The sequence below is a fragment of the Frankia sp. CcWB3 genome (assembly GCF_977927595.1).
In genome coordinates, this window is record NZ_CDWRCK010000121.1 from 1 (window position 1) to 7178 (window position 7178).

11 protein-coding genes and 2 pseudogenes are annotated in these 7178 nt (G+C 67.8%); 5 read left to right on the forward strand and 8 right to left on the reverse strand.

What is annotated here, in order from left to right; all coding sequences use genetic code 11:
* Positions 1–621: 621 nt before the first annotated feature.
* Positions 622–1041, forward strand: a pseudogene (locus ACY5KJ_RS11145) (SDR family NAD(P)-dependent oxidoreductase); the annotation flags it as partial.
* A 4-nt stretch (positions 1042–1045) separates the two neighbouring features.
* Here the strand turns inward: ACY5KJ_RS11145 and ACY5KJ_RS11150 are convergent.
* The 5 genes from ACY5KJ_RS11150 to ACY5KJ_RS11170 form a co-directional block, all read right to left on the reverse strand.
* Positions 1046–1480: a PIN domain-containing protein gene (locus ACY5KJ_RS11150; RefSeq protein WP_462187110.1), complete on the reverse strand. Its 435-nt coding sequence runs from the start codon at positions 1478–1480 to the stop codon at positions 1046–1048.
* A gap of 18 nt (positions 1481–1498) precedes the next feature.
* Positions 1499–1744, reverse strand: a complete 246-nt coding sequence (locus ACY5KJ_RS11155; protein ID WP_462203318.1) for a FitA-like ribbon-helix-helix domain-containing protein — start codon at positions 1742–1744, stop codon at positions 1499–1501.
* 72 nt (positions 1745–1816) lie between these two features.
* Positions 1817–1954, reverse strand: coding sequence for a hypothetical protein (locus tag ACY5KJ_RS11160; RefSeq protein ID WP_462203319.1), 138 nt, complete (start codon positions 1952–1954; stop codon positions 1817–1819).
* Between the two features lie 260 nt (positions 1955–2214).
* Positions 2215–2352, reverse strand: a complete 138-nt coding sequence (locus tag ACY5KJ_RS11165; protein ID WP_462187109.1) for a hypothetical protein — start codon at positions 2350–2352, stop codon at positions 2215–2217.
* 57 nt (positions 2353–2409) lie between these two features.
* Positions 2410–2991 carry a TetR/AcrR family transcriptional regulator gene (locus tag ACY5KJ_RS11170; protein WP_462187108.1) on the reverse strand — a complete coding sequence of 194 codons (582 nt, stop codon included), beginning with the start codon at positions 2989–2991 and terminating at the stop codon, positions 2410–2412.
* Positions 2992–3147: 156 nt separating this feature from the next.
* Between ACY5KJ_RS11170 and ACY5KJ_RS11175 the strand changes: the two genes are divergently transcribed.
* The gene (locus tag ACY5KJ_RS11175; RefSeq protein WP_462203320.1) at positions 3148–4056 is read left to right on the forward strand and encodes a TIGR03620 family F420-dependent LLM class oxidoreductase; all 909 of its coding nucleotides are present in this window, start codon (positions 3148–3150) and stop codon (positions 4054–4056) included.
* Positions 4057–4130: 74 nt separating this feature from the next.
* Here the strand turns inward: ACY5KJ_RS11175 and ACY5KJ_RS11180 are convergent, their stop codons facing one another.
* Together ACY5KJ_RS11180 and ACY5KJ_RS11185 are read right to left on the reverse strand one after the other, a co-directional pair.
* Positions 4131–4256: a hypothetical protein gene (locus tag ACY5KJ_RS11180; protein WP_462203321.1), complete on the reverse strand. Its 126-nt coding sequence runs from the start codon at positions 4254–4256 to the stop codon at positions 4131–4133.
* Positions 4234–5496 carry an NAD(P)H-binding protein gene (locus ACY5KJ_RS11185; protein WP_462187106.1) on the reverse strand — a complete coding sequence of 421 codons (1263 nt, stop codon included), beginning with the start codon at positions 5494–5496 and terminating at the stop codon, positions 4234–4236. The genes ACY5KJ_RS11180 and ACY5KJ_RS11185 overlap by 23 nt, the downstream gene beginning before the upstream one ends.
* 89 nt (positions 5497–5585) lie before the next feature.
* Between ACY5KJ_RS11185 and ACY5KJ_RS11190 the strand changes: the two genes are divergently transcribed.
* Positions 5586–6062, forward strand: a complete 477-nt coding sequence (locus ACY5KJ_RS11190) for a MarR family winged helix-turn-helix transcriptional regulator (protein WP_462187105.1) — start codon at positions 5586–5588, stop codon at positions 6060–6062.
* 102 nt (positions 6063–6164) lie between these two features.
* On the opposite strand, the gene ACY5KJ_RS11195 is transcribed toward ACY5KJ_RS11190, so the two are convergent.
* Entirely contained in the window at positions 6165–6353 is a 189-nt protein-coding gene (locus ACY5KJ_RS11195) for a hypothetical protein (protein WP_462187104.1), read from the reverse strand.
* Positions 6354–6515: 162 nt separating this feature from the next.
* Between ACY5KJ_RS11195 and ACY5KJ_RS11200 the strand changes: the two are divergent.
* Together ACY5KJ_RS11200 and ACY5KJ_RS11205 are read left to right on the forward strand one after the other, a co-directional pair.
* Positions 6516–6791, forward strand: a pseudogene (locus ACY5KJ_RS11200) (AlbA family DNA-binding domain-containing protein); the annotation flags it as partial.
* 49 nt (positions 6792–6840) lie between these two features.
* Complete coding sequence (locus ACY5KJ_RS11205; RefSeq protein WP_462187120.1) at positions 6841–7167, forward strand: hypothetical protein; 327 nt, start codon at positions 6841–6843, stop codon at positions 7165–7167.
* The last annotated feature ends 11 nt before the right edge of the window (positions 7168–7178 follow it).

Here is a 7178-nt window from a genome sequence, read left to right on the forward strand (position 1 = left end):
TGCGTCCAGATGATCGCCTCTGCGGGGCACGGCATCGGCCGAGTGCTCCTGGTAGAAGCGGACGGCGAGGACGCCGGCCGTGGCATCCTCGATCGGCCGCCGGCTGGCAACCACGGCTACGACGCCCGGTTGGATCAGGGCGTTGGGGCGGGGCGGCGGCTTTCTCGGGGCGCCGTGCTGCGGCGACTCCCGAGTCGCGGGCGGACGCAAACCGTAGCCGCGCACCTCATGGTGCCGACGGTCCGCTTCGTGAGGGAGGCGAGCGGCAGGTAGCTGTCCAGCGGCCGGTCTCGGTACCCGGTCCCGCGGCAGGTGAAGCGCAATGTGGTGTGGCTGCGCGTTCCGCGTGGCACCGCAGCCACACGAGGGGCCGGACCGGACCACACGCAGGGAGTGGGCCGTCCAACTCAGGCTACGAGCCCAACCGTGACGATCTGCGGCCAGGCCGACCTCGCCCCCTTCTACGCCATCCTTCCGACACCCGCTGGTCGAGAACCATGGCGATGAGGAGCGCCAACGGGTCCTTGGTCAGCAGTTCGTCGGCCTCGTCGATCTGACTCAGGTGCAGTCCCACGGCACAACCGTAGCCGAGCGCCTGGCGGCAGCCTGGCCGCCGTGGTGGCGCTCACCCAGGCGGTGTTGCCGCAGATGCGCCAGCAGCGCCGCGGCGCGATCGTCCAGCTGAGCAATATGGGCGGCCAGATGTCGTTCGCAGGGTTCTCGGCGTACAGCGCGACGAAGTTCGCCCTGAGGGCTGGTCGGAGGGTCTGGCCGACGAGGTCCGCCCGTTCGGTGTCAACGTGCTGATCGTCGATCCGCACCGGCCTGTTCGACCCGACGCGCCGGACGTTCAGCACCAACCAGGGGGTCTACGCCGCGCTCAGCCATCTCGACGCGGTGCGCGCCGACATCGGCGGCTGGGAGACGGCGGCACGGACACAGCGCTCGGCACCGCCAGGACGTCGTAGCGCCCGTCCACCGACGCGGCGGCAAAGACCACAGATCCTCGTAGTGCCGCTGGCCATGGGCGACGCCGGGTGATGGTCTACTCGGCGGGCAGTACATCGGCCTCCCAGGGGTTGACCAGCTCCAAGCCCAGGCCGGTGAAGTCGCTGGTGTTGCGGGTAGCCAGGACGGCAATGCGGGATCGACAGATAGCCGCGATCTGGGCGTCGAAGCCGCTGATCGGAGTCCCGGCTTGTTCACGCTCGACCACGAGGCTGGCGTAGTGGCGGGCCGCCGTGACGTCGAAGGGCAGGACTCTGTCCTGGAACGCCGAGAAGACATCGTCCGCGGCTGCCATCAGCAACTCGCGGCGGCGACCGGATGGCAGTCGGACGATGCCGTAACGGACCTCGGCCACGCTTATCGAGGTCGTGTTCAAGGCGTCACCGGGTCGGCTGGTTACCCACCTTACGACGCGATCTGCTGGTACTGCGCGCATGAGCTCGGAGATGACATTGGTATCGAGAACGATCATTCTGAGGGTGGCACCCGGTCACGTGAACAGGTCCGCTGCCCGCGGTGCCTGTGTCCGCGCTGGCAGCTGGAGGTCGACGCCACCAAGCGCGCCGAACCGGGCGAGCAGGGTCTGAGCGAAACCGGCAGCATCCTCGGGCTCGCTGACCGCCTCGGTGAGGATCGCACGGATCTCGGCCTCCATCGAACGGCCGTGGTGCGCCGCACGTATGCGCAGTCGCTCCCGCACACCGTCATCGAGGTCTCGGATGCTGACCGCCGCCATCGGGACCACCTCCTGATAGCAATGCTAGCACGGGCGGACCCCGGCGGCACCGTCGCGCCGCCGGTCAGATAGTCATGCGGCTACTGCTGGCTGTTCGAATATCAGGTCGGTTCCGTCGACGGTGGTCGACACGCCGATCGGGAAGGTGGGCAGCGGGTCGGTGTGACCGCCTTCGACGTGCGCGAGGACGGGATAGCTGCCGGCGGCCACGTGGTGCAGGACGAGGCGGTGATAGTCGTTGCTGGTGTTGTCGTCGAACCGGTAGGGGCAGATAGGGCTATCAGCGGTGCTGTGATCATTGGAACGCGCGCGTCAGCTGGAGGAAGTCGCAGGCTTCGTCATCGGACTGGCATTCGCGGCTTTGACCCCGCTTCCTCCGTCCCCCGCGTCCCGACGGGAACCCTGTCCGCATGGCGAACGGGTGGACGACCGACCCGGACGACCGGACCCGCAATGTGGACAGCCCGCGATCAGGCGGACGCGGACCGTCCCATCCCACTCCATGTTTCCGAGACCGGCTGGTCCAGCACCATCCCAATGAGCCACGCCAACGGATCGTTCGTCAGCAACTCGTCCGCTTCGTCGATCTGGCTCAGATGCAGCCCCACGACGTCACCGTAGCGCCCCAGCCCGCTACTCCGGTGGCGACCGGCGTCCGCCCCGCATCAGCTGTGGTCAATTGCCGACCCGCCAGGGCTGTGAAGACCCTCCAACACGAGGGTCAGCAGGCGGTCTGCCGTCGCAGTTCCAGGAACTGTGGTCACTGTCTGCTCGCACGCCCACGCGAGTCCACTGACCACGGTGAACAGTTCGACGGCGTCAAGATCCACGCGCATCGCGCCAGCCTCCTGCGCGCGGGCCAAGAGAGACGTCCCAGCCTTGCGCATGCTCTCGCAGGCCGCGTGAAGCGGGGTCGACGTGTCCCGCAGGGTCCGTAGGAGCGCGGCCGCGAGCCCTCGATAGGCGCCGGTGAACTCCATGAATTCTCGTAGCCAGATCGTCAGCGATGGACCCGGCGATGAATCTACCGAGAGTTCGCGCGCCCGCGCGGTCAGATCATCGAAACGCTCATGGAGCACCGCTTCGAGCAGGGCCTCCCGCGTCGGGAAGTGGCGATAGAACGTCCCGATGCCGACTTCGGCCTGGCGGGCGATTCCTTCCAGGGAGGCCCCGGTGCCGTGCTCGATGAACGCGGCACGCGCATGCGCCAGCAACTTCTCGCGGTTGGCTCTGGCATTCGCACGCATGGGCCGCGTCTCAGCCACCCCGCCCGATCGCCTTCCCTTCGCAGCACATAGACGGAGGCTACCTCCTCCCCAGGCACCTTGCCGGAGGCATCCTCCGGTATGTTCGACGCGACCGGAGGGTACCTCCGGCAGGTGGAGCGACAGAAGGGATCGGCAATGAGCATCTCGGAGGTCCGCCGACGCCTGGGTCGGTTCGGGGTATGGCTTCCCCCGTTCGTCCTGCTGAGTAGTCCAGTTGCCACCCAGCGCCAGGAGCTCGCCCGGATCGAGCGGCTGGGGTACGGGTCGGTGTGGAGCGGGGAGACGCCGCCAGGCGCACCGGCCACCGGTCGCGAGGCGTTTGCGCAGCACGGGCTGATGCTTGCCTCAACTGATCGGATCATCGTTGGCACGGGCATCGCGAACATCAGCACCCGCGCCTCGGGCGCGATGCACACCGGCGCCGCGACACTGGCCGAGGCCTATCCTGGGCGATTCCTCCTCGGCCTCGGTGGCCAGTCCGGCGAACGACCCCTTTCCCACCTGCGTGACTATCTCGACGCGATGGACGAGGCCGCTGCGCACCTTCCGCAGCTGCCAGCTCCGCGATACCCACGCGTCCTCGCCGCCCTCGGACCGCGCGTGCACCGGCTGGCTCGCGAGCGCGCCGACGGCGTCCACCCGTTCCTGCAGCCGGTGGCGCACACGGCGGCCGCCCGCGCCGTGCTGGGCCCCGACCCGTTGGTCATCCCGCACCAGGCCATGATCCTTGAGCGCGATGCGCAGGCCGCCCGGACCTGGCTGCGGACCATCTTCGATCTCGGCGTGGGTGCCCCTGACTCCCCCTACACCAGGAACTACCGCCGGCTCGGCTACAGCGAGGCAGACATAGCTGAACGCGGCGACAGCCTGATTGACGACGTCCTCGCCTGGGGCGACGAGACCGCTGTCGCGGCAAGGCTCATCGCCCACATTGATGCCGGCGCCGACCACGTACTCGTGAACCCGTTCGCCCCCGATCTCTCCCAAGCAGTCGACCAGCTCGAGCGCCTTGCCCCGCTGCTGAGGCTGGACGCCCAGAGCTGAGCGGAGGGCAGGAGGCGAAGCACCAGGCGGCTCTTTGCTCCGGCGGCCGCAGAGCGGCACGCGACGCTTCATGGTCAAGCAGGCACGAAACGATCCGTCCCGCTCCATCCTTCCGAAACCGGCTGGTCCAGCACCATCCCGATCAACAGCGCCAACGGGTCGTTCGTCAGCAGCTCGTCAGCCTCGTCGATCTGGCTCAAGTGAAGTCCCACCGTCATCACGATAGCCACAGGCCCAGCCGTCGATCCGCTGGCCAGCACAGCGCGGTCGACGTCGTCCGTACTGTCGTGAGTCGCTGACCGAACGGCTACGTGAGCGCATCGCTGGGCGGGCGCCCGCGCAGCAGCGCGATGTCGGCAAGGCAGCCCCACCGAGCGCCAAGCTCACCGCCAGATCCGTCAGCACCTTCGCGATCATGCCCCGCCGCCAGCGCTCGTCACGGCGCCAGTGCCGCCACCCAGCCCGGACACCCGAACCGTCTCGGAGCAGCAACCCATCCGCCGATGACACGACATCCCGCCCGCGACAATGTCGACACGGACAGACCCAGACGCACGACGGCGAACAGGGCAGTTCGGCCCGAGGCAGGGGGCAGCCGCGCTGGAAGGCGCTCCGGTGGGCTTCGAGCCAGGAGCGCAGCGACCGGGCCGGGTGACCGGTGATCCGCTCGACCGTGTTGGTGACGGGGGCGGTCTGGCCGATGGTCGCCGCGGCCACGTCGAGCAGCGTTTCCAGGATCGGACGGGGAATTCGGCCCTGGTCGAGGTCCAGTGCCTCCTCCCGGGTCACGTCCTCGACGGTGACGTCGGCACCGAGCACGTCGCCGATGATCGCGACCGCGTCCCGCAGGCGCATCGGCTCCGGTCCCGTGAGGATCTGCATCCGGGAACGGAAGGTCTCCTGGGTAAGGAGGTGGGCGGCGACCTCGGCGATGTCGTCGGGATGGATCGGCGTGATAGGGGCGTCCGCGAACGCCATCGCGACCCGTCCGCTGGTCTGGATCTGATCTGCCCAGCCGCGCCGGGTATTGGTCGCGAGCCAGCTCGGGTAGAGCACCGTGTGCGAGAGACCCGACTCGGCCACGGCCCGCTCGATCCCGCGGTGAATTTGCCCGATGGGCCGGTCGAACTCCCCGACCTCGTAGGCCGCCGGCGAGGACAGCAACACCACGTACTGCACGCCCGCGTCCACAGCCGCCGCCACGAAGGCCTCGACAGTACCGATCACCGGATAGAGGAAGACGGTCTCGACCCCTCGCAGCACCTTCGCCGCCGACGGCCCGGGGTCGGCGAGGTCGAGTTCGGCCAGCTCGACGCCGGCGGGCAGCCGTAGGCTCGTCGCATCACGGGACGAGCCACGAACTGGGTGGCTCGACCCGGCCAGCGTGGCGACCAGACGCGACCCGATGTTCCCGCTGGCGCCTGTGACAAGGGTGGTCATGACTCTCCGATCACGCAGGTGCTACATCTGAGATTACCTTTGGATGCAAAGTATCTTTGATTGCAAAGGTAAAGGAGGCGAGGAGGGCCATGTCAAGCCGGAGCGAGGACGAGCTCGATGTGGACCAGGCTGTCCGCGCGCTGTTGCTACTGATGCCGCAGCTGGTCGGGCGGGCGAAACGGACGCCGCCGCCCGCCGAGCTCGCCGGCCTGGCGCTCGGCCCACGGCACCTGTCCCTGCTCTCTTACCTGCTGCTTGACGGCCCCACCACCGTCAACGCACTGGCCACGCGGCTGGAGGTCGCGCCCACGACCGTCAGCCTGATGGTCGCCGACCTGGACCACGCCAAGATCGTCGAGAGGCACGAGGATCCCGGCGATCGCCGACGCCGGATCGTCAGTATCGCCACCACGGGCCGCCCCGTGATCGAGGGATGGCTCGGCTCGGGCACCCGCGCCTGGCGGGAGGCGCTCCAACCGCTGACCCCGGCCGAACGCCACCTGGTCGTCAGCACCCTGCGCGCCTACGAACGCGCCGCCGGTGAGGGCGCCTCCGACCCGAGTTGAGTACGACACCACAATGCCCGCGGTGCGCGCCGAGAAGCTGACACGGTCGCCGCTGTGATCTCTGGCTCCGGCAGTCGCGGGCCGGAGCCAGGCCCCACGCGGTCAGACGGGCATGGAGCCGCCCGTCCCGCTCGTTCTTTCCGACATCCGCTGGTCCAGGACCATCCCGATCAGCAGCGCCAACGGATCGCTGGTCAGCAGGTCGTCTTCCTCGGCGATCTGGCTCAGGTGCAGGCCCATAGCCGATACTTCCTTGGCGGCAAGCCAGACCCCGTCGATCGTGCACGTCATGGGCACTAGCCGCCGCCCCAACGCCAACCACAGGCGGACGCAGAGCCGGTCCGGCGCCTGCCCCCAGGGCCTGGATGCAGGGTACCTGACACAGCCTAACAAGGCTTCTACAGCCTCACAACATCATGCTAGGCTGTGTCAGGCTCACTGGGAGGCTGACACATGCAGGCAGCAGAACTGGCCGAGCTGGTTGCCGCGCTTCGCCGGATCGGTCGCGACGACGCAGGACTTGAGGTCAAGCTGGCGTCAACCGACAAACTGCCCAATGAGACCGCACAGACCCTGTGCGCATTCGCAAACACTCCAGGCGGAGGCACGCTGATCTTAGGCCTCGACGAGGGACGCGGGTTCGCGACCACCGGTTGCGAGTACGCCGCGAAGCTTTCCGCCGACATCGCGGGACTGTGTCGAGATGCCCTCCATCCACCCCTCGTGCCGCTGATCAGCCTGCCGCAGTTCGAGGGACAGGACCCTTGTCGTCACCGAGGTGCCGGAGCTCGACGCAGCAGACAAGCCCTGCTACCTGCGGAGCAAGGGGCAGCCAAACGGTTCATATATCCGCATCTCGGATGGAGATCATCGGCTCTCGTCGTACGAGGTGAGCCAATTATTGATCAACCGGGGCCAGCCGACGTTTGATCGGGAGCCCGTCGAAGAAGCCAGACGAGTCGATCTGGACGACGAACTCGTCACGGATTTTCTGCGGGAGCTTCGCCGGTCCCGACCGACGTTGGCACGCCGGGACGACGATGATTTGCTCCATCGGTGCGGCGTGCTGGTCAAGAGCGCGCTAGATACCCAGGAGTCGAAATGAAATAACTTGCG

Excerpts from the sequence above, each read along its gene's own strand:
- ACY5KJ_RS11150 (WP_462187110.1), bottom strand. The coding sequence starts at position 1,480 with ATGATCGTTCTCGATACCAATGTCATCTCCGAGCTCATGCGCGCAGTA.
- ACY5KJ_RS11155 (WP_462203318.1), bottom strand. The coding sequence starts at position 1,744 with ATGGCGGCGGTCAGCATCCGAGACCTCGATGACGGTGTGCGGGAGCGA.
- ACY5KJ_RS11170 (WP_462187108.1), bottom strand. The coding sequence starts at position 2,991 with ATGCGTGCGAATGCCAGAGCCAACCGCGAGAAGTTGCTGGCGCATGCG.
- ACY5KJ_RS11175 (WP_462203320.1), top strand. The coding sequence starts at position 3,148 with ATGAGCATCTCGGAGGTCCGCCGACGCCTGGGTCGGTTCGGGGTATGG.
- ACY5KJ_RS11185 (WP_462187106.1), bottom strand. The coding sequence starts at position 5,496 with ATGACCACCCTTGTCACAGGCGCCAGCGGGAACATCGGGTCGCGTCTG.
- ACY5KJ_RS11190 (WP_462187105.1), top strand. The coding sequence starts at position 5,586 with ATGTCAAGCCGGAGCGAGGACGAGCTCGATGTGGACCAGGCTGTCCGC.
- ACY5KJ_RS11195 (WP_462187104.1), bottom strand. The coding sequence starts at position 6,353 with ATGACGTGCACGATCGACGGGGTCTGGCTTGCCGCCAAGGAAGTATCG.